This is a genomic window from Streptomyces sp. NPDC031445 (genome assembly GCF_055581365.1).
The window spans coordinates 480,886-500,841 of sequence record NZ_JBVIJO010000001.1; the positions used below are offsets into that span (position 1 = coordinate 480,886).

General features: G+C 75.5%; 14 protein-coding genes. 9 read left to right on the plus strand and 5 right to left on the minus strand.

Annotated features, from left to right (window positions below; all coding sequences use genetic code 11):
• The first annotated feature begins 139 nt into the window (after positions 1-139).
• Both ACZ5DC_RS01930 and ACZ5DC_RS01935 read left to right on the plus strand, forming a co-directional pair.
• Positions 140-1,861 (plus strand): DUF2264 domain-containing protein, encoded by a 1,722-nt coding sequence (locus ACZ5DC_RS01930; protein WP_468649891.1) that lies wholly within the window; start codon positions 140-142, stop codon positions 1,859-1,861.
• Between the two features lie 63 nt (positions 1,862-1,924).
• Positions 1,925-2,734 carry an isocitrate lyase/PEP mutase family protein gene (locus tag ACZ5DC_RS01935; protein WP_468648403.1) on the plus strand — a complete coding sequence of 270 codons (810 nt, stop codon included), beginning with the start codon at positions 1,925-1,927 and terminating at the stop codon, positions 2,732-2,734.
• Positions 2,735-2,751: 17 nt separating this feature from the next.
• On the opposite strand, the gene ACZ5DC_RS01940 is transcribed toward ACZ5DC_RS01935, so the two are convergent.
• From ACZ5DC_RS01940 to ACZ5DC_RS01960, 5 genes are all read right to left on the minus strand, one after another.
• Positions 2,752-3,336, minus strand: coding sequence for a TetR/AcrR family transcriptional regulator (locus ACZ5DC_RS01940; protein WP_468648405.1), 585 nt, complete (start codon positions 3,334-3,336; stop codon positions 2,752-2,754).
• Between the two features lie 56 nt (positions 3,337-3,392).
• Complete coding sequence (locus tag ACZ5DC_RS01945) at positions 3,393-4,928, minus strand: hypothetical protein (protein ID WP_468648407.1); 1,536 nt, start codon at positions 4,926-4,928, stop codon at positions 3,393-3,395.
• 13 nt (positions 4,929-4,941) lie between these two features.
• Positions 4,942-7,812, minus strand: a complete 2,871-nt coding sequence (locus tag ACZ5DC_RS01950) for a glycoside hydrolase family 2 TIM barrel-domain containing protein (protein WP_468648409.1) — start codon at positions 7,810-7,812, stop codon at positions 4,942-4,944.
• Between the two features lie 170 nt (positions 7,813-7,982).
• Positions 7,983-9,233 (minus strand): ROK family transcriptional regulator, encoded by a 1,251-nt coding sequence (locus tag ACZ5DC_RS01955; RefSeq protein WP_468648411.1) that lies wholly within the window; start codon positions 9,231-9,233, stop codon positions 7,983-7,985.
• Between the two features lie 143 nt (positions 9,234-9,376).
• On the minus strand, positions 9,377-10,678 hold the full coding sequence (locus ACZ5DC_RS01960) for an FAD-binding protein (protein ID WP_468648413.1): 1,302 nt from the start codon (positions 10,676-10,678) through the stop codon (positions 9,377-9,379).
• 110 nt (positions 10,679-10,788) lie between these two features.
• Between ACZ5DC_RS01960 and ACZ5DC_RS01965 the strand changes: the two genes are divergently transcribed.
• From ACZ5DC_RS01965 to ACZ5DC_RS01995, 7 genes are all read left to right on the plus strand, one after another.
• On the plus strand, positions 10,789-11,796 hold the full coding sequence (locus ACZ5DC_RS01965; RefSeq protein ID WP_468648415.1) for a hydroxyacid dehydrogenase: 1,008 nt from the start codon (positions 10,789-10,791) through the stop codon (positions 11,794-11,796).
• Between the two features lie 175 nt (positions 11,797-11,971).
• A complete protein-coding gene (locus tag ACZ5DC_RS01970) occupies positions 11,972-13,342 on the plus strand; it encodes a radical SAM protein (protein ID WP_468648417.1) in 1,371 nt (456 codons plus the stop codon).
• Positions 13,343-13,600: 258 nt separating this feature from the next.
• A complete protein-coding gene (locus ACZ5DC_RS01975; protein WP_468648419.1) occupies positions 13,601-15,094 on the plus strand; it encodes a cellulose binding domain-containing protein in 1,494 nt (497 codons plus the stop codon).
• A 289-nt stretch (positions 15,095-15,383) separates the two neighbouring features.
• Positions 15,384-16,478 carry a ribosome small subunit-dependent GTPase A gene (gene rsgA / locus ACZ5DC_RS01980; protein WP_468648421.1) on the plus strand — a complete coding sequence of 365 codons (1,095 nt, stop codon included), beginning with the start codon at positions 15,384-15,386 and terminating at the stop codon, positions 16,476-16,478.
• A 79-nt stretch (positions 16,479-16,557) separates the two neighbouring features.
• The gene (locus ACZ5DC_RS01985) at positions 16,558-17,955 is read left to right on the plus strand and encodes a DNA-3-methyladenine glycosylase 2 family protein (protein ID WP_468648423.1); all 1,398 of its coding nucleotides are present in this window, start codon (positions 16,558-16,560) and stop codon (positions 17,953-17,955) included.
• A 65-nt stretch (positions 17,956-18,020) separates the two neighbouring features.
• Positions 18,021-18,509 (plus strand): methylated-DNA--[protein]-cysteine S-methyltransferase, encoded by a 489-nt coding sequence (locus ACZ5DC_RS01990; RefSeq protein ID WP_468649893.1) that lies wholly within the window; start codon positions 18,021-18,023, stop codon positions 18,507-18,509.
• Positions 18,510-18,669: 160 nt separating this feature from the next.
• A complete protein-coding gene (locus ACZ5DC_RS01995; RefSeq protein ID WP_468648425.1) occupies positions 18,670-19,938 on the plus strand; it encodes an SGNH/GDSL hydrolase family protein in 1,269 nt (422 codons plus the stop codon).
• Positions 19,939-19,956: the final 18 nt, after the last annotated feature.

A 19,956-nucleotide genomic window follows, 5' to 3' on the forward strand; every position in this document is an offset into this window, starting at 1 on the left:
GGTCACGACGCTAGCCGAAGGATCGGGGAAAGGGCTTTCCGCCCGGACGCGCGGGTGAGGTAAGGGTGGATGAGCCCCCGGGACGCCCCGACCGGAACCGGGGTGCCCCGGGTCCCGTGAGGAAGGACAGTCACCCGTGATCGAACTGCCCGCCGACGACCGTGAGTCGAGCCCGTACACCGGTTACACCCGCGCCCACTGGGAGGCCGCCGCCGACGCCCTGCTCGCCGCCGTCGAGCCGTACGCCACCCCCGACCGCGCCCTCTACCACCTGCCCGGCGACCACGTGGGCCACGCAGGCCGCCTCTCCGACGGCCTCGAAGGGTACGCGCGCACCCTGCTGCTGGCCGCGTTCCGCCGTGACGAGACCGCGCTCGGCCGGTACGCCGACGGTCTGGCGGCCGGGCCCGGCGGGGTCTGGCCACGGATCACGGACCGCGGCCAGCCGCTGGTCGAGGCCGCCTCGATCGCGCTCGCCCTGCGGCTCACCCGGCCCCTGCTGTGGGACCGCCTGGACGACGCCGTCCGCGAGCGGACCGCCGCCTGGCTGGCGGACGCGCTCACCGCCGAACCCTGGCCGTGCAACTGGGAGTTGTTCCCGGTCACCGTCGGCGGCTTCCTAGCCGAGACCGGCCACCGGGAGGAGGCGGCGCGCACGGCGATCGACCGGGGGCTGGAACGGGTCGAGGGCTGGTACGTCGGCGACGGCTGGTACACGGACGGCGACGGCCGGAAGTTCGACTACTACAACGGCTGGGCCCTGCACCTGTACACGGTCCTGCACGCCTGGCTTGCGGACGACGGCGACCTGCTCGCCCGCTACGGCCGGCGGCTGTCCTGCCACCTCGCCGACCACGCCCGCCTCTTCGGCGCCGACGGAGCCCCCGTGCACCAGGGCCGCTCCCTCACCTACCGCTTCGCGACGACGGCCCCGCTCTGGCTCGGCGCCCTGACCGGACACACCCCGCTGCCCCCGGGCGAGACCCGGCGGCTGGCCTCCGGAGCGCTGCGGTACTTCCTCGACGGCGGCGCGGTCGACGAGCGGGGCCTGCTGCCGCTCGGCTGGCTCGGCCCCGACGCGTCCGTCGCGCAGACCTACTCGGGCCCCGCCTCGCCGTACTGGGCGAGCAAGGGCTTCCTCGGGCTGCTGCTGCCGCCCGGGCACGAGGTGTGGACGGCACGCGAGGAACCCGGACCGGCCGACCGCGCCGACGCGGCACACCCCGTGCCCGCCCCCAACTGGCTGCTCCAGACGACCCGTTCGGACGGCGTGGTCCGGCTGCACAACCACGGCAGCGAGGACGTCCGCTACGACCCCTACTACACCCGGCTCGCCTACTCGACCGCCACCGCGCCCGTGCCGTCCTACGACAACAGCGTGATCGTCGACGGCGATCCGGGCCGCACGGGGATCGAGCCGCTCGGCACCGGCGCGGGGTGGATCGCCTCCCGGCACACCGTGCGCGCCGGGATCACCGTCACCACTGTGGTGGCGGTCCGGGCAGCGATGGAGGTGCGGGCCCATCTGGTGGCGGGCGCGCCGCCCGGCACGCCGGTACGGGTGACGGGCTGGCCGGGCGGGACGGGCCTGCGCGCCGAGCTCACCCCGGTCACCGGCCTGTCCGCGGAGCTGACCGGGGTGACCGGGGAGGGCCCGGCCACGCTCTTCGTGGCGCTCGCCCGGCTCACCGGGGAGCCGGACCCGCTGCCGCCCGCGGAGCTGGTGTCCGTGCGGACGGACCGTGACGAGCACGGCCACGAGGTGCGGGTGGGCTGGTCCGGGGGGCCGGCCGTCGCCTTCCGGTTCACGGTGGTGGAGGAGGCGTCCGCCGGTCCGTCCTGGTCGGTGGCGCCCCGGTGAGGCGGCGGGGCGGTGCCGGTCGTTTCGGCGGGCGCCGAAGCGACCGGGGTGCAGCATGGCGGTATGACCGCCGAGCCCGCTCCCGTCCCCTCCTTCGCCGCACTCCACCACCGTCCGGGCGAGCCTTTGCTGCTGCCCAACGCCTGGGACCACGCCACGGCCGCCGCCCTCGCCGCCCGGGGGTTCCCGGCGATCGGCACGACCAGCCTGGCGGTCGCGGCGGCCGTGGGGCTGCCCGACGGGGAGGGCGCGACCCGCGAACACACCGTGCGTCTCGCCCTGGCCCTCGGCTCCGGGCCGTACCTCCTGTCGGTCGACGCCGAAGACGGCTTCAGCGACGACCCGGACGAGGTCGCCGGGCTCGCCCGCGAGTTGTGGGCCGCCGGTGCCGTCGGCGTCAACCTGGAGGACGGCCTGGGCCCGGTGCACCGGCACGCCGCGAAGATCGCCGCCGTCAAGGCGGCCGTGCCGGGCCTGTTCGTCAACGCCCGCACCGACACCCACTGGTCGGGCGACGGCGACGAGCGGGAGACCCTGCGCCGGCTCGACGCGTACCAGGAAGCGGGCGCCGACGGGGTGTTCGTGCCCGGCGTCACCGACCCGGAACGCATCGCCGCCCTCGTCCGGCGCACCGCCGTCCCCCTCAACGTCCTCTACTCGCCCACCGGACCCCCGCTCGGCCACCTTGCCGCACTGGGCGTGCGCCGCGTCAGCCTCGGCTCGCTGCTGTACCGGCGGGCGCTGGGCGCGGCCCTGGACGCGGTGACCGACATCGCGGCCGGCCGCACCCCGGCCGGTACGACCCCCTCCTACGCCGACGTCCGCGCGCTGGAGAGCGGCGTCGGGGCGAGCGAGCCGGCGAGTGGCCCGTGACGTCGTGGGACGGCGTGTCAGCGGCCGTCGTCCCGTTCCCGGGGCCAGTGGACGAGGGTGAGGTGCAGGGCGTCGACGGCCTTGTCCCAGGAGGCCCGTACGTCCCGGTCGGCGCCGAAGCCGCCCGCGCCCTCCAGGAGGCAGTAGCCGTGGAAGGTGCTGCGCAGCAGGCGCACCGCGTCCGTCAGGTCCGGTTCCGCCAGGCCGTAGGCGCGCAGCATGCCGTAGGTGATCTGCGCGGTGCGGCGCAGCGCGGGGGAGTCGGCGACGAGGGACTGGTCCATGCGGATCTGCGTGGCCGCGTACCGGCCCGGGTGCTCCAGGGCGTAGTCCCGGTAGGCGCCGGCGAAGGCCCGCAGCGCCTCCTTGCCCGACCGGCCGGCCACCGCTGCCGCGATCCGGTCGATCAGTTCGCCGCCCGCGTACAGGGCGAGCCGGGTGCGCAGGTCCTGGAGACTGCGGACGTGCGAGTACAGGCTCGCGTCCTTGACGCCGAAGCGGCGCGCCAGCGCCGAGATGCTGACGTGGTCGAAGCCGGCCTCGTCCGCCAGCTCCGCCGCCGCCATTACCAGCCGCTCGACGGTCACTCCCACCCGGGCCACCGCCCACCTCCCTTGGGATTCCAGGTGGCAGCCTAGAGTTCCTAGGCGGCGAGGTGTCAACAGCGGGTGCCCCGGGCCCTCACCAGCGCCACGTCCTCCGCGCGCAGCCGCAGCGCGTGCCGGGCGGTGTCCGTGCCGCGCGCGGGGTCGGGGTCCCACAGCCAGACGGTGTCCCCGCTCGCCTGGAAGGACAGCACCGGGTGCCGGACGGGCACCGGGCCGTTGACGACCGGCACCTCGGCGTCGAGCGGCTTGACGCAGACCAGTTCGCCGCGCAGCCCGAAGTACGCGGGCGGACGCCGGCCGGCCCGTACCGCGTCCATCGTCCGGCCGGCGGCCTCGCCCACGCCGTTGAGCGCGCCGACCGCCACCGTGAGCACCGCGACCACCAGCATCAGCGGCAGCACCCACGGCACGAGTCCGGTGGCACCGGTCTGGAGGTGGAAGTGCCGGGCCCAGCCGCCCAGCGCCAGCAGCACCAGGCCGCAGCCCACCGCCGTGGCCAGCGGCCGGAACGCCACCGCGTACTGCCAGTAGAAGGCCACGTGCACCGAGTCCACGGGGATGCCGAAGAAATCCTCCAGGTACATGGCGTGCAGGAAGGACCCGGCCCACGGCATCACGAACGGCACGGGTGCGGCGAGCACGGGCAGGAACCACTGCATGTTGCGGCTGAACCAGGACGCGCTCAGCGCGTACCACAGGCCGAACACCGTGAACGCGATGAGCGCGACCACGGCGAACGCGGCGAGCTGGCGGCGGACGCCGATGTCGCCGGAGTCCGCCCACATGAAGCCCAGGAAGGCGGGGCCGCCGGTGAGGACGGCCCCGCAGCCCAGCGCCACGAGCCACGGCCGGGGTTCGTTGGAGGTCACCCACCGGCCCACCGGCAGGCACAGGGCCGCCGGTACCAGCAGGGCCGGGAACCGCCAGGGCGTCGCGCAGGCGCCCACGACGATCCCGGCGGCGAGGCACGCCAACGCGACCAGACAGCCCAGCGCGATCGTGAGCGACGTGCGCCGTGGACCGGCCTGGCCGTCGCGCGGGGCCGGCCCGATCGACCTGCGCAGGTCGTGCGCCTCGGGGTCGAACGGCGCCCCGCCGAGGGTGCGGCCCGCCAGCTCGGCCTGTGCCTGGTCCCGCTGCTCCTGCGTGTGCGGGCCGCGCAGGTGCAGGGTGCGCCCGACGTCCCAGCCGCCGACGGCGATCCAGTGCTCGGCGAGCCACCGCAGGACCGGCCCGGCGTCGTCCGGCACCTTGTGGTGGACGTGGTACGTCGTCACCGGTCCGGCGGCGCCCGGACGGACCAGGGTGGCCTCGCGCACCCACACGTCGAGCCGGCGCCGGGACGCCAGCCGGGTCAGCCGTTCGACCGCCGTGGACCGGGCGGTGAGGCGGGAACCCCGGAGCGGGACGTCGACGACCAGGGCGGCGTAACCGTCGTCCGCGCCGACCGCGTCGGTGTCCCGGGCCGGGCGCACCCGCCAGCCCTCCTGGGCGGAGAACACCTCGGCCGCCAGCTCGCGTTCGTCCGGTTCGTCGCGTACCTCCACCACCAGGCGGACTCGGCGGTTGTAGGGCTGGGCTGCCACGCGCGTACTGTACTCAGCGGATCGGCGCGGAGAAGACGAACGAGAACTCCGCCGGCTCGGCCCGCAGGTGGTACCGGGGCAGCGGACCCGGACCGCAGGACTGGGAACCGATGCCGTGCTGGCCGTGGTCGAGGTTGACCCACACCCCCGCGGCGGAGCCGGTGCCGGGCTCGAGGTCGGCGCGGTGGGCCGCCGCGTCCAGCCGCTCGGTGGTCCAGCGGCGTGCCGTCAGCCAGTACGCCGGGTCGCCCTCGACGCGCAGACCGCCCAGCTCCGCCCAGCGGACGTCGATCCGGGCGCCGTTCTCCTGGGGGCGGACGTACGGCGTCTGCAGCTCGTCCACGGTGGACTGCCAGCGGGCGATCCGGGCCGCCGTGCGCGTGTCCGGGTACGCCTCGCCGGGCCCGCCGCCGTACCAGCGCACCAGGTCGGCCGTGGCCAGCCGGAAGCGGATGCCGAGGCGGGGCAGCGGGACGGTCCAGTCGCCCTCCGGGACGGTGGTCACGGTCAGCCGCAGCCGGTCCCCGTCCGACGTCCAGCGGTACACCGTCGACAGGCCCAGCTCCCGGGCGGCCGGCGCCACCCGGGTGCGGACCGTCAGGGCGTCCTCGCCGGTCTCCACCGCGTCCAGGCGGTGCCGCATCCGGTGCAGGCCGAGCCTGCGCCACAGCGGGCCGCAGCGCGGGTCGCCCTGCCAGGCGGCACCGTCGTCGTTGTCGGTGGTGGCCCGCCACACGTCCAGGCGCAGCTCCGTGACCGGCACCGCGCCGATCGTCCGCAGCGCCCCGGTGCGGGCGTCGAACACGGCCGGGCCGAGGGTGATCACCCCGTCACCCGGGGCCGGGCGCGCGGTCGCGGCGACGTACGGCGTCCGGCGCGCCGACACCGGCAGCTGGCCCCAGGCGACGACATGGTCCCGCGGCGCCCACGCGGTGCCGGAGGCGAGCACCGCCCGGACGGTCCAGTACGCCTCGCCCGCCGGGGCACCGGGCGGTACGGCGGGCAGCTTCACCTCGGCGGACTCGCCGGGCGCCAGCGCGGGCACCGGCAGCCTGCCCGAGTCCACCGTCTCGCCCTCGACCTCGTACGACCACGAGAAGGCCAGCGCCGACAGGTCCGCGAAGTCGTACTTGTTGGTGACACGGACCGTGCCGGCCGTGCCGTCGCCCGTGACGGCGACCGGTTCGATCACCTTCTTGTACTCGACCAGGCCGGGGGAGGGCCGCCGGTCCGGGAACAGCAGGCCGTCGCAGACGAAGTTGCCGTCGTGCAGCTCCTCGCCGAAGTCGCCGCCGTAGGCGTAGCCCAGCCCGGGATGGGCGATGCCGTGGTCGATCCACTCCCACACGAAGCCGCCCTGGAGCCGCTCGTGGGCCTCGAACAGCCGCTGGTAGTCGGCGAGTCCACCGGGGCCGTTGCCCATGGCGTGCGCGTACTCGCAGAGGATGAACGGCAGGGCGCGGCGCTTGAGCGGACCGCCGTCCAGGCGCCGGCCGATCCGCTCCACCTCGGCGTGGCTCGCGTACATCCGTGAATAGACGTCCGTGTCACGGCAGGTGCGGTCGCCCTCGTAGTGCACGAGCCGGGAGGCGTCCCGGGCGCGGATCGACTCGGCCGTCGCGGTCAGGCCCCGGCCGGTGCCGGCCTCGTTGCCGAGCGACCAGATGACGACCGAGGGGTGGTTCTTGTCCCGCTCGACCATGCGGGCCGCCCGGTCCAGCAGGGCGGGGGTCCAGCGGTCGTCGTCGACGGGGTTGTCCCGCCAGCCCTGCTCGGTGAAGCCGTGCGTCTCCAGGTCGCACTCGTCGATCACCCACAGGCCGTACTCGTCGCACAGGTCCAGGAAGGCCGGGTGCGGCGGGTAGTGGGAGGTGCGGACGGCGTTGATGTTGTGCCGCTTCATCAGCAGCACGTCCTCGCGCATGGTCGCGAGGTCGAGGGCCCGGCCCCGTTTTGGGTGCCACTCGTGCCGGTTGACGCCCTTGAAGAGCACCGGGCGGCCGTTCACCTTGATCAGGCCGTCCGACAGCTCCACCGTGCGGAAGCCGATGCGCAGCGGCACCCGCTCGCCCTCGGTGGCCAGCACGCCGTCGTACAGCCTCGGCGTCTCCGCCGTCCACGGCTCCACCGGGACGCTCACCGGCTCGCCGGCCGGGATGTCGACACCGAGCTCCGGGACGGTCACCCGGCCCGCCACGTCGGAGTCGACGCGCAGGGTGCCCGTGCCGGACGCGTGGTCGTAGGAGGCGTGCACGAAGAAGTCCCGGACGCCGCCCGCCGGGCGGTGCAGCAGGGTGACGTCCCGGAAGATGCCCGGCAGCCACCACTGGTCCTGGTCCTCCAGGTACGAGCCCGCCGACCACTGGTGGACGCGCACCGCCAGCACGTTGCCCGAGCTCCTCAGGAGCGCTCCGGCCGCGAACTCGTGCGGCAGCCGGGAGCCCTTGAACTCGCCCAGCTCGGTGCCGTTCAGCCAGACCCGGGCGCAGGACTCCACGCCGTCGAAGCGCAGCACGGCGTCGCCGCCGGCCGGCCAGCCGGCGGGCAGGTCGAAGACGCGCAGGTGGTCGCCGGTCGGGTTCTCGGTCGGCACCCGGGGCGGGTCGACCGGGAACGGGTAGAGGTGGTTGGTGTAGGCGGGGGAGCCGTGGCCCTGGAGCACCCAGTGGCCGGGGACCTGGATCTCCGCCCAGTCACCGGCGTCGTACCCCGGCGCCGCGAAGGAGTCGTCCTGGGCGTCGGCCGTGTCCGACAGCCGGAAGCGCCAGCGTCCGCCGAGCGGGAGGGACGCGGCGTCGGAGGACGCGTACCAGGCGCGCGGCGGCAGCGCCCCCGACCCCGGGGAGACGTCCTCGACGTAGTCGGCGCGGGTGTGGGAAGACATCGGTCTCCTAACTCAGCCCCTGGCCAGGAACGGCAGGGGCGGGATCGGGACGGCGGTCGGCGTGAGGATCAGGCGGGGCAGGGCGCCTGCTCGCCCCGGAGCCGTCGCCCGGCGCCTGGTCCGGCGGGGCCGGGAGGTGTGGGGGTGAGACACGTGCGTCCCTTCCGTCGTCACGAAGGCGGTGCGGTACGGCTCCTCGCGGGTGCGGTGGTGCGCCTGGCGCCGGCCCGCTGGCCGGCGCACTGGAGCGCCCCCTCCAGCGCGAACGTGGCCGCGCCGAGGGACACCGGGTCGGTGGGGATCGGGGAGAGGACGATCTCGGTGGCGGCCAGCGGCCGGCCCAGGGCGTGCCGGGCGACCGCCCGGCGGACCTCCCCGAGCAGCGGTTCGCCCAGCCGGGAGGCCACCCAGCTGCTCAGGACGACCACTTCGGGGTTGAGCAGGTTGATCAGGTCGGAGATGCCGGCGCCGAGGTAACGGGCCGTGTCCCGGACGACCTTGAGCGCGACCGGGTCGTCCTGGGCGACCGCGCGGGCCAGCGCGTCGACGGTGGCCGTCTGGTCCCCGGGGTGCAGCAGCGGTGAGCGCGGGTCGAGTTCGCGCAGGTTCTGCATGATGCCCGGCGCGCCGACGTACGTCTCCACGCAGCCGTGGTTGCCGCAGTGGCACAGCCGGCCGTCCAGCACGAGCGTGGTGTGCCCCCACTCGCCGGCGCTGTTGCTCACCCCGCGGTGCAGGCCGCCGCCGAGGGCCAGACCGGCGCCGACGCCGGTGCCGAGGTTCACCACGACGGCGTCCCCGCGGCCCCGCGCGGCCCCGAACCACAGCTCGGCCACCGCGCAGGCGCGCAGCGGGTTGTCCAGGTACAGCGGGTGGGCGACGCGCTCGGCGAGCAGAGCGCGCAGCGGCACGTCGTGCCAGTCCCAGTAGGGCGCGTACTCGGCGATGCCGGTGTCCCGGTCGACCTGCCCCGGCACGCTCACCCCGACGCCGAGCACCCGTGCCGCCTCGACGCCGGCCCGGGCGACGACCGAGCCGACCGCGGCGGCGACGTGCCCGACCACCTGCTCGGGCCGGCTCTCGCCGGGCCGCATGTCCTCGTCGGCGCGGGCCAGCACGTTCAGCGCCAGGTCGAACAGCTCGACGTGGACGTACGTCTCGGCGATGTCCACGCCGACCAGCGCGCCCCCCGGCGCGTTGACGGCGACCAGCCCCCGGGGGCGGCCCCCGGCCGAGTCCTCGAACCCGACCTCGGTGATCATGCGGAGGTCCAGCAGCTCGCCGACGAGCGTGGCCACCGTGGCGAGGCTCAGCCCGGTGGCCGCGGCCAGCTCCCGACGGGAGGCGGGGGACTCGGCGATGATCTGGCGCAGCACCTCGTAGCGGTTCGCGGTGCGGATGTCACGCGAGGTGCGCTTCACGCGGCTGCCCCTCCCCTCCCGTGCGAACCGGTGCGGGCCGGGGCGGCTCCGGCACCGGCGCGGTCGTCAGGCTAGGGGCGGGGAGGGACGTTCGACAAGGGGTTCGGAAAGGGGCTGGAGGAAGTGCCCCGGGCCGGCGGCCCTCAGTGGTCGAGGAGATCCCGCACGAAGGCGTTGGCGAAGGTGCCCGAAGGGTCCAGGGCGCGGACCAGGTCCCGGAAGTCCGCGAACCGCGTGTACCGCCCGCGCAGCACGGCCGGCGGGGTCCGGAAGACCTTCCCCCAGTGCGGGCGCGGGCCGAACGGCTCCAGCACCTCCTCCAGCCGGCGCACCACCGGCAGCACCGCCGCCTCGTCCTTCACCCAGGTGAAGTGCAGCGCGACCGAGTCCCGTCCGTGGGCCGGGCTCAGCCACTGCGTGTCGGCGGCGATCGTCCGCACCTCGCAGGTCTGCAGCACCCCGGCGACCGTGTCCCGGATGCCGTCGACCGCGTGCAGCGCGTCGAGGGCCGCCGGCCGCGGCAGCAGGTACTCCGACTGGATCTCCTCCCCGCTGCTCGGCGTGAACTCGGCCCGGAAGTGCGGCAACCGCTCGTGCCACGGCCCGGGCACCCCGAGCTGCCGGGTGCAGTTCGCCGCGGGCATGCCCGGCACCGGGTGCAGCGGCCCGGTCGCGGGCGCCGCCCACGGGAAGTCCACCGCCGGCCGGTCCGTGCGCCGCTTGACCCACACCTGCCGGAAGCCCGGCCGCCGCCAGTCGGTGAACAGGCTCACGCTGTACCCGGCGGCGGCGACCGCCTCGAAGTCCAGGCCGTCCAGGGGAAGTTCGGTGTACACCCGCTGCTCCACCCCGTACGCCGGCTCCAGGCCGAGGGTGAGCGCGGTGACGGCACCCAGCGCGCCGAGAGAGGTGACGGCACCGCCGAACCGCGCGTCGTCCCGGCCGATCCGCACGGTCGTACCGTCCGCGGCGACCATCTCCACCTCGCGGACCGCCGACGCCAGCGGGCCGTTGGTCACACCCGAGCCGTGCGTGCCCGTCGCCACCGATCCGGCCACCGAGATGTGCGGCAGGGAGGCCATGTTGGGCAGGGCGAGACCGTGCGCGTGGACCGTGCGGGCCAGCTCGGCGTAGCGGACCCCGCCCGCCACCCGGACCGTGCGCGCGGCCGTGTCGACGTCGATCGTCTGCGGCAGCCCCGCGGTGGACACCAGGACGCCGTCCGGTCCGGGGTCGGCGATCCGGTTGAAGGAGTGCCCGCTGCCCAGCACCCGCACCCGTGTGCTCCCCGCCACCAGCGCCGCCAGCTCCTCCGGCGTGCGCGGACGGTGGACCTCGCGCGCCGTGTACGTGACGGTGCGTGCCCAGTTGGTGACCGTGCCCGCCCCGGGCGCACCGGTCCCCGTCGAGCCCGTAGTCCCCCTCGTCCCCGCGGTCTCAGCCATCCCTGCGTCCTTCCCTGGAGCGTTGCGTCTGCGTTGACCCTCTCATCCGGCGCCGCCTACCGTGGAGGCCGGTTGCTGCCCGAGCGTCACCGAGCCGGAAGGCCCCTTCCTTGCCCGAGCGTCCCCAGGCGCTGTTCGCCATGACGGCCCGGAACGTGCCGCTCGTCTTCCCGCCGGAGCTGCTGGCCCGGCTGCGCGCGTGCGTGGACGTCGACCCCGCCCTGGTGGCGCACGACTTCACCGGGGCCCGGGTGCGGGAGGCCCTCGCCCGCGCCGAGATCCTGATCACCGGCTGGGGCTGTCCCCGCCTGGACGCGGCCGTCCTGGACGCCGCGCCGAGGCTGCGCGCCGTGCTGCACGCGGCCGGCTCGGTCAAGGGGTTCACCACGCCCGAGGTGTGGCAGCGTGGCATCGCCGTCTCCTCGGCCGCCGCCGCCAACGCCGTGCCCGTCGCCGAGTACGCCCTGGCCGTGATCCTGCTCGCCGGGAAGGACGTCTTCGCCCAGCGGGACCGGCTGCGCGACCGCCGTGCCTTCCCCTACGACGGCATCCTGCCGGACATCGGCAACCACGGCCGCCGCGTCGGCGTCGTCGGCGCCTCCCGGACCGGCCGCCGCCTGCTCGGGCTGCTCCGCCCGTACGACCTCGCGGTCACGCTCGCCGACCCGTACGTGGACGCGACGGAGGCCGCCCGGCTCGGCGTCCCGCTGCTGCCGCTGGACGAGCTGCTGAGCACCTGCGACATCGTGACGCTGCACGCCCCGCAGACCGCCGGGACCCGCCATCTGATCGGCGCCCGGGAACTCGCCCTCATGCCCACCGGGTCCGTGCTCGTCAACACCGCGCGCGGCTCCCTGGTCGACCACGACGCACTGATCGCGGAGCTGCGCGCCGGACGCCTCAGCGCCGTGCTGGACGTCACCGACCCCGAACCGCTGCCCGCCGGCTCCCCGCTGTACGACCTGCCGAACGCCTTCGTCACCCCGCACCTGGCCGGCTCGCAGGGCAACGAGGTCGCCCGGCTCGGGCGGGCGGTCGTGGAGGAGGCCGAGCGCCTCGCGGCGGGCGAGGGGCTGCTGCACGCGGTCGACCCGGCGGAACTGGACCGGACGGCCTGAACGCGCCGACGGCCCGAGCGTGCCGGCCGGGCTGGGCGACGGCACCCCGTCGAATTCCCCGCCAAGGTGTTCGAAAGGGGCGTACCGGTAGGATCGCCGGGACCCCGGCACGGGTGCGCCGGCGGCGGGGGCATACGGTGAGAGGCGTACGCCTGAGCCGGGAGGAGACAGACGGATGGGCAGTCGTACCGCGCTGGTCGAGGATCTGATGGAGCGGTTCCCGGGGGTGCCGCGGGAGGCCGTCTTCAAGGAGGACCTGCTCCGGGGCGGTGTCGCCTTCGACAAATCCGCACTCAGCGACACCGCCAACGAGGCGGCCGGGGACGTCAAACCGAAGTCGTACTTCATCTTCTCCTTCGACCACGGCACCCTGCCGGAGCTGGGCGAGGCCGCGCTGCGCCGGCCCCCGGAGGAGATCATCCTGACGGGCGGCCCGTACGGCCTGAGGCGCACGGTCGTCTCCGTGCGGGTGAACCCCGCCTCGCCGTACCGGGTCGCCGCCGACGAGGACGGGCTGCTCGGGCTGTACCTCGACGGCAGGCGCATCGCCGACGTCGGGGTGCCGCCGATGCCCGAGTACTACCGGCACACCCTCTCCAACGGGAAGTCCGTGATGGAGGTCGCGCCCACCATCCAGTGGGGCTACCTGATCTACCTGACCGTCTTCCGGGTCTGCCAGTACTTCGGCGCCAAGGAGGAGTGCCAGTACTGCGACATCAACCACAACTGGCGCCAGCACAAGGCCGCCGGCCGGCCCTACACCGGCGTCAAGGACGTCGAGGAGGTCCTGGAGGCGCTGGAGATCATCGACCGGTACGACACCCAGAAGGCGTCGACGGCCTACACCCTCACCGGCGGCGCCATCACGTCGAAGGTGGCGGGCCGGGACGAGGCCGACTTCTACGGCCACTACGCCAAGGCCATCGAGGAGCGCTTCCCGGGCCGCTGGATCGGCAAGGTCGTCGCGCAGGCGCTGCCCAAGGCGGACGTGCAGCGGTTCAAGGACTACGGCGTGCAGATCTACCACCCCAACTTCGAGGTGTGGGACCGCCGGCTGTTCGAGCTGTACTGCCCCGGCAAGGAGCGCTACGTCGGCCGGGACGAGTGGCACCGCCGCATCCTGGACTCCGCCGAGGTGTTCGGCGCGCGCAACGTGATCCCCAACTTCGTGGCGGGCGTGGAGATGGCCGAGCCGTTCGGCTTCACCACCGTCGACGAGGCCATCGCCTCCACCACGGAGGGCCTGCGCTTCTTCATGTCGCACGGCATCACCCCGCGCTTCACCACCTGGTGCCCGGAGCCCACCACCCCGCTCGGCAAGGCCAACCCGCAGGGCGCGCCGCTGGAGTACCACATCCGGCTGCTCCAGGCCTACCGGCAGACCATGGACGACTTCGGCCTGTCCTCCCCGCCCGGCTACGGCCCCCCCGGCCCCGGCCGCGCGGTCTTCTCCGTCAGCTCCTTCATGGACAGCCTCCCCGCGGACGACACGCCGGCGCAGGGCACGGAGGGCACGCAGACGGGGGAGGAGCAGGTCCGGGTGTGACCCGGCGAGACACGTCCGTATCCCGGCGGGGTCCGCGTCCGGCCCGGTGAGCACAACCGCGTCCGCGTCCGTACCAGAGGCCGAAGGCGCGGGCCGGCCGCGGCACGCGCGCCCGCCGCCACTGTCGGTAGCCGGATGTGAACAGGCCGCTTGTCAGTTGTGGCGGAAGCGTGAAAGGCTCTGTGCCCTGCCGCGGGGTTCCCCGCAACTCCCGTTCCCCTTTGGTGAGTTGCCCTCGCTCGTGGATGCAGGAGTCCCATGCCCGACCTGCCGACCCCTCAGGACGACACCGAGGCCGCGCTGTTCTCGGAGTGCTGGGACGCGGTGCTCTCCTACGCGGACCTGTGCACCTCCGGGTCGCTGACGGCCCACCAGCTGGCCACCGAGGCGTTCACGCTCGGCATGCGCGAGGTCCGTGCCGCCGCGAGCACCCATGTGCGCGGCGCCGGCAGCCGCACCGCACGGCTGCCGACGATCCCGGCGCTGCTCAGCGCCGTCCGCGCCACCGCCGCCGCCTGGGAGGCCGGCGGGCAGGGGCACAAGCTCGACCCCGAGCTGCGGCTGTGGCTCAACTCCGACAGCGCGGCCCGCTTCTCCGGGCCGCCGCTCGGGCGGCCGGTGGCGCTGCGGGGACTGCGGGACATGCAGGAGGCGGACGCCGCACTGCTCTGGCTGGCCGAGGTGGAGGCGCTCCCGCTGCCCACCGTGGCCCGCCGGCTCGGCCTGGACCCGGCCACCGTCGCCGGTGAACTCGACCAGGTCCGCGGCCTGTTCCGGGACCGCTGCCACCGCGCCCACCTCGACTCCCCGCTGGACGCGCAGTGCCGCAGCTACGCCCGCCTGCTGGACGCGGTGACCCGCTCGCCCACCGCCGAGACCCCCGGCGACCTCTCCCGGCACCTCGCCACCTGTGTGCGCTGCGCCGAGGCCGCCGCCTGTCTGCGCCTGCACGGCGGCGGGCTGCCCGGCGCGCTGGCCGGCGGAGTGATCGGCTGGGGCGGCCTCGCCTACCTGGAGCGGCGCCGCCGCGCCACCGAGGTCCGCCTCGGCGCGGGCCGCCCGGGCGGCGCCGACGCCGACGAGCGCGAGGAGGGCACGGGCCGCAACCGGGTGCTGCGCGGCGGACTCCTCGCCGCCGCGGTGCTGCTGTCGGCGCTGGCGCTCGGTGTGTCGATGATGCCGTTCGGCGGCTCCGGCGACGGCACCGCCGCCGCCCAGGACGACCGGCGGCCGGCCGCCGACCCGGGCGTCTCCCGCACCGCGGCCCGCCCCACCGCCACGGACTCCCCCACCGCCACGGAAGCCCCCTCCGCCCCGGCCTCCGCGACCCGCGCCGAGCGCCCGCCCGCCCGGCAGAAGCCCGACCCCGAACCCCAGGGCACCTCCTCCGCCACCCACCGCGCGGGCCCGGCGAGCGCCACCGCCACCACCCGCCCGGCCGGCTGCCGGGTCGCCTACGAGCTGGACAGCCAGTGGCCCGACGGCTTCCAGGCCACCGTCAGCGTCACCACCGACCGGGCCCTGACCGGCTGGGAGGTGGCCTGGTCCTTCCGCGACGGCCAGCAGGTCGGCCAGATGTGGGACGCCACCGTGCACCAGGACGGCCCCCGTGTCACCGCCACCGCCGCCGACTACAACAAGGCGGTCGCCGCGCACGGCACCCTGTCCTTCGGCTTCCTGGGCTCCTGGAGCGACGGCAACCGCACGCCGTACCGCTTCACGCTCAACGGCTCGCCCTGCGCGGTCGGCTGACCGCGGGCACGGGCGCGGCCCGTCCTACGGCCCGGACCTCCCGGTCGTGCGGAAACGCCGTGCGGAAAACGCTTTGACCTACCGGCCCGTCCCCGGGCTACAGTTGCCGTGCACGCCGAGGTGGTGTGCGGACGCGCGAGCGGAACCAAGGAGGTGTCGACAGATGGCTGTCACTGTGCTGGGCGCTGCCCTCATCCAGGAACTCATCAAGTCCACCTCCGTGGCCGCCGGCTGAACCGACCGCGCACCGTACGCGCCTGCCCGGGGCCACCCTTGTGAAGGGTCTCCCTTGACTTCCACCTCCGCTGCTTCCTCCGCACTGGCTCCCTACGGCTGGGACGCGTCCTGGGCCGAGGCGTTCGCCCCGTTCGAGGCCGACGGGCTGCTGCCCGGACGGGTCGTCCGGGTCGACCGCGGACAGTGCGACGTCGTCACCGCGGACGGCACCGTCCGCGCCGACACCGAGTTCGTCGTGCCCCGCGACCCGATGAAGGCCGTGTGCACGGGGGACTGGGTCGCCGTCGACCCCGGCGGCGACCCCCGGTACGTGCGCGCCTACCTGCCGCGCCGCACCGCCTTCGTCCGCTCCACCTCCTCCAAGCGGTCCGAGGGGCAGATCCTCGCCGCCAACGTCGACCACGCCGTCGTCGCCGTGTCCCTCGCCGTCGAACTCGACCTCGGCCGCGTCGAGCGCTTCCTCGCCCTCGCCTGGGAGTCCGGCGCCCAGCCCGTCGTCGTCCTCACCAAGGCCGACCTCGTGCCGGACCCGGTCACCCTCGCCCACCTCGTGCAGGACGTGGAGACCAGCGCGCCCGGCGTCCCCGTCCTCACCGTCAGCGCCCTGCACGGCGACGGACTCGACGTGCTCGTCGCGCTCGTCGGCTCCGGTACGAGCGTGCTGCTCGGCCAGTCGGGCGCGGGCAAGTCCACCCTCGCCAACGCGCTCGTCGGCGCCGAGGTCATGGACGTGCGGGCGGCCCGCGACGTCGACGGCAAGGGACGGCACACCACGACCACCCGCAACCTGCTCGCCCTGCCCAGCGGCGGGGTGCTCATCGACACACCCGGGCTGCGGGGCGTCGGCCTCTTCGACGCGGGGACCGGCGTCGGACAGGTGTTCACCGAGATCGAGGAACTGGCCGAGCGGTGCCGGTTCCACGACTGCGCCCACGAGTCCGAGCCGGGCTGCGCGGTGCGGTCGGCCGTGGAGAACGGCGAACTGCCGCAGCGGCGGCTGGAGAGCTACCGGAAGCTGCTGCGGGAGAACCAGTGGATCGTGGCGAAGACGGACGCCAGGGTCCGCGCGGAGCTCCGCCGGGAGTGGAGGCGGAAGGGGGCCGAGGGCAGGGCCGCGATGGAGGCGAAGCGGGGGCGGTGGACGTAGGCACACCCCGGCCCCGCCCGTCAGCTCCACGTCCGAATTCCGCTGGCCCCGCCCTCCCGCGCGTTCCACACTGGACCGCGTGAAGGACGAAGACAGCAGGTACGAGGCGGTGCGGAGCCGGGACGGGCGGTTCGACGGCGCGTTCTTCTTCGCCGTCGAGACCACCGGCATCTACTGCCGGCCCAGCTGCCCGGCCGTGACGCCGAAACGGCACAACGTGCGGTTCTTCGCGACGGCCGCCGCCGCGCAGGGCTCCGGGTTCCGGGCCTGCCGGCGGTGCCGGCCGGACGCCGTGCCGGGCTCGGCCGAGTGGAACGTCCGCGCGGACGTCGTCGGCCGGGCCATGCGGCTGATCGCCGACGGCGTCGTGGACCGCGAGGGCGTCGCCGGGCTCGCCGCGCGGCTCGGCTACAGCGCCCGGCAGGTCCAGCGGCAGCTCACCGCGGAGCTGGGCGCCGGGCCCGTGGCGCTCGCCCGGGCCCAGCGCGCGCACACCGCGCGGGTGCTGCTCCAGACCACCGACCTGCCGGTCACCGAGATCGCGTTCGCGTCCGGGTTCGCCAGCGTGCGGCAGTTCAACGACACCATCCGGGAGGTGTACGCCGCGACCCCCACCGGGGTGCGGGCCGCCGCACCCCGCGACCGCGCCGCCCGCCGGGCCGCACCCGGCACCGGCATCCCGCTCCGGCTCGCCCACCGCGGCCCCTACCAGTCCGCCGCCGTCTTCGACCAGCTCGCGCGGGAGGCCGTACCGGGCGTCGAGGAGGTCACCGGCGCCCCCGGCGCCCGCACCTACCGGCGCACCCTGCGCCTGCCGTACGGCACCGGCCTCGCCGCCGTCCAGGAACGCGTCCGCACCCCGCGGACCGGCACCCGCACCCGTCCGGGCGGCTGGCTCGACGCCCGGCTGCACCTCACCGACCCCCGGGACCTCACCACCGCCGTGCAGCGGCTGCGCCGGCTGCTCGACCTGGACGCCGACCCGTACGCCGTCGACGAACGGCTCGGCGCCGACCCCCGGCTCGCCCCGCTGGTCGCCGCCCGGCCCGGACTGCGCTCGCCCGGCGCCGTGGACCCTCTGGAACCCGCCGTACGCGCCCTGGCCGGCCGCCACCGCGCCGCGGAACTGGTGCGCCGCTACGGCAAGGTGCTCGACGCGCCGCACGGCGGCCTGACCCACCTCTTCCCGGAGCCCGCCGTCCTCGCCGAGGCCGAGCCCGGCGGACCGCTGGGCGCGCTCGCCGCCGCCCTCGCCGACGGCACCGTACGACTGGACCCGGGCGCCGACCGGCACGACGCCGAGGAGGCCCTGCTCGCCCTGCCCGGCATGGACCCGGCCACCGTCGCCACCCTGCGCGTCCGCGCGCTCGGCGATCCCGACGTCGCCCCGCCCGGCGCCGCCGTCCCCGGCGCCTGGCGGCCCTGGCGGTCGTACGCCGTCCGGCACCTGCTGGTGGCGGGGGAGCCGGTCCGGTGACCGCCGGCCCGGGAACCGTCCTGTCCGCCCGCACCCCGACCACCGCCGACCCGAGGACCGCCGCGATGACCACCGTCTACTGCACCCACCTGGACACCCCCGTCGGGCGGCTGCTGCTCACCGCCGACGCGGACGGCGCGCTCACCTCCCTGTCCGTGCCCGGGCAGAAGGGCGGCCGGACCGTCCAGGACGGCTGGCGGAACGACCCCGGGCCGTTCCGCGCCGCCGCCGGCCAGCTCACCGCCTACTTCGCCGGGGAACTCAAGGAGTTCCGGCTGCCGTTGCGGGCGGCGGGCACCGAGTTCCGGCAGCGGGTCTGGGCCGCGCTGGACGAGCTGCCGTACGGAGTCACCGCCACCTACGGCGAGATCGCCGCCCGGATCGGCGCGCCCCGCGCGGCCGTTCGCGCCGTCGGCGGGGCGATCGGCGCCAACCCGCTGCTCATCGTGCGCCCTTGCCACCGGGTGATCGGCGCGAACGGATCGATGACCGGGTACGCGGGAGGACTTGAACGCAAGGTCCGGCTGCTCACCCTGGAGGGCGTGCTCCCCTGACGCGCCGCCCGCCACGCCCCGGCCCCCGGTGCCTCCCGCCCCGTCGCTCCCCGGTGCCCCCGTTGCGCCGAGCGGGTGGACCGCCGTCGATGCTCCGGCGGCGCGGGCCGCCCGTGTGGCACGGTCGCCTCCGACGGCCGACGGGGAAGGGCGGACACACATGGCCAAGGTCGTAGGGGTCCTCGCGGTCCTCCTCCCGGCACTGCTGCCGGGCCTGACGGCACCGGCCGTCGCCGAACCGGCCCCGCCGCCCTGGACCGGCAGCTGGGAGACCGCGCCCTCCGGCACCGCCGCCGCGCTGCCCGGCGCCGCCGTCCGCAACGTCGTCCACCTCAGCGTCGGCGGCACCGCGGTCCGCGTCCGGCTCAGCAACCGGCTCGGCACCGCGCCCCTGCGCCTCGGCTCGGTCACCGTCGCGCTGAGCCGGGCGGCCGGCCCCGAGGCCGTACCCGGCACCCTGCGCACCGCCACCTTCCGCAGTGCCACGGAGCTGACCGTCCCGCCGGGCGCGGACGCGGTCACCGACCCGGTGCCGCTGCGCGTACCGGCCGGCGCCGACCTGCTCGTCACCGTGTACACCCCGGCGAACTCCGGGCCCGCCACGTACCACCGCACCGCCCTCCAGACCAGCTACGTGGCGCCGGCCGGCGCCGGCCGGGCCGCCGACGAGGACGGCTCCGCGTACACGGCGACCACCAGCCGCTGGTACTACGTCACCGGCGTCGACGTCCGCGGACCCGCCGCCGGCTGTGTCGTCGCCTTCGGGGACTCGCTCACCGACGGCGACGGCTCCACCCCCGACACCAACCGCCGCTGGCCCGACCGGCTCGCCCTGCGGCTGCGCGAGCTGCGGTTCGGCGTCCTCAACGCGGGCATCGGCGGCAACCGCCTGCTGCTCGACGGCGCCGGGCCGAGCGCCCTCGCCCGCCTGGACGCGGACGCGCTGGACCGGGCCGGGGTGCGGGTCCTGGTCGTCTTCGAAGGCATCAACGACATCAAGGGCATCCCGGAGGCGACGGACGCCACCGCGTTCGCGGACGCCTACCGCACCGTGGTGACCCGCGCCCACGCCCGCGGTGTCCGGGTCGTCGGCGTCACCCTCACCCCGTACGGCGGGTACTCCGCCTGGACCGCCGCCGGCGAGGCGGTACGGCAGCGGGTGAACGCCTTCATCCGGGACGGCGGCGCCTTCGACGCGGTCGCCGACGCGGACGCGGTCGTCCGGGACCCGGACGACCCCGGCCGCATCCTGCCCGCCTACGACCCCGGCGACCACCTGCACTTCAACGACGCCGGGATGGCCGCCGTGGCCGACACCGTCCACCGGGTGCTGACCCGCGGGCCGCTCGGCTCCGACCGCACGGGCCGCGCCCGCACCGCGGCGCCGGCCGCCCGCTCCGCGCCGCGCCCGCGACCCGCGGGCAGGTGAGGCCGCGCCGGCACCGGG

Excerpts from the sequence above, each read along its gene's own strand:
- ACZ5DC_RS01935 (WP_468648403.1), top strand. The coding sequence starts at position 1,925 with ATGACCGCCGAGCCCGCTCCCGTCCCCTCCTTCGCCGCACTCCACCAC.
- ACZ5DC_RS01950 (WP_468648409.1), bottom strand. The coding sequence starts at position 7,812 with ATGTCTTCCCACACCCGCGCCGACTACGTCGAGGACGTCTCCCCGGGG.
- ACZ5DC_RS01960 (WP_468648413.1), bottom strand. The coding sequence starts at position 10,678 with ATGGCTGAGACCGCGGGGACGAGGGGGACTACGGGCTCGACGGGGACC.
- ACZ5DC_RS01970 (WP_468648417.1), top strand. The coding sequence starts at position 11,972 with ATGGGCAGTCGTACCGCGCTGGTCGAGGATCTGATGGAGCGGTTCCCG.
- ACZ5DC_RS01975 (WP_468648419.1), top strand. The coding sequence starts at position 13,601 with ATGCCCGACCTGCCGACCCCTCAGGACGACACCGAGGCCGCGCTGTTC.
- ACZ5DC_RS01990 (WP_468649893.1), top strand. The coding sequence starts at position 18,021 with ATGACCACCGTCTACTGCACCCACCTGGACACCCCCGTCGGGCGGCTG.
- ACZ5DC_RS01995 (WP_468648425.1), top strand. The coding sequence starts at position 18,670 with ATGGCCAAGGTCGTAGGGGTCCTCGCGGTCCTCCTCCCGGCACTGCTG.